Source organism: Oleiphilus sp. HI0061 (genome assembly GCF_001635675.1).
Genome location: NZ_LWFE01000726.1, coordinates 1 through 1,030, shown reverse-complemented (window position 1 = coordinate 1,030; position 1,030 = coordinate 1). Strand labels below are relative to the sequence as shown.

Here is a 1,030-nt window from a genome sequence, read left to right as displayed (position 1 = left end):
ATTTCATAGTCTTCGTATTCATCTATATCGATGCCCGCAATCTTGGAAACACAGGACTTAAAAGGGTTCTTACCAAGAAGATACTCTTTATCAAGCATCAATGACTTAGGAGCCATATACAGCCCATTCGTTACCCTATAAATATTAGGCAGCTCCTGGCTAATGGTATGTTTCTTTGTTGCAGAATAATTGATTGGTTTTTCATCATCCCAAAAATATTCCTTGAGCAAGTTTACAGAAACCAAGCTATCGAAACTTGAAGTTTCTGGAATAACATGATCATAGTACTCACGAAACCCCTGCAAATACTCTTGAGGACTCATCAAAGGAACAACACATGTCACCCAAGCAATGTGCTCGTGCGGTATATCTTTAACGACACCAACAATGACCTCACTAAAAGTAGCTTTATGTCCGTCAGCAAGGAACTGATCGCGACGATGAACTTTTACACCCTCTTCTCGAGCAATATCCATCAGTACATCAGCCTCAGTACTAACGTATATGCTATCTTTTGACAGCACTTTCTTAAGCTGTCTTATTTTCCACGCTAACAGACTAATTTTGTCTTCACCAACCTCAAGAAGGGCCTTTTGCGAAACTCTTGAACTACCAAGTCTGACAGGTATCACTGCCGCAATATCATACTTATTAAACATTTCTCACCATTTTATAAGGTCCTATTGTCATCGAGCGACTCAGCCTCCTCTTTCTTATCACTTCGTTCATTGTAACAACAACTTAAGCCTACCAACTCCATCACCGCAACGTGACGGTATACTAAATTACAGCCCTATATAGATTATCTGATTACATCATAGAAAACGAGCCACCTAATCTTTAAGTTATACAAGATCCTTGTAAGCGTCTGGGCATTACCTATTGATCAGCCTTCCCGTTATGTGGCAATAACTCATCCAGCCGATTATTCTTATGCGACGGTAATCGGTTAAGCACATCTTTCTGATAGGCGTATGCTTCCAATCCATTCATCTTGGCGGTTTGGATTAACGACATAATTGTAATGTTT

2 protein-coding genes are annotated in these 1,030 nt (G+C 39.8%); both read right to left on the bottom strand.

Going from position 1 to position 1,030, the window contains the following annotated elements:
• A partial coding sequence (locus A3735_RS09060) for a cytidylyltransferase domain-containing protein (RefSeq protein ID WP_068637964.1) occupies positions 1–659 on the bottom strand: 659 nt, incomplete at its 3' end.
• A 220-nt stretch (positions 660–879) separates the two neighbouring features.
• Positions 880–1,030 (bottom strand): transposase domain-containing protein (locus A3735_RS28800; RefSeq protein ID WP_156499552.1); only part of this gene is annotated, 151 nt, incomplete at its 5' end.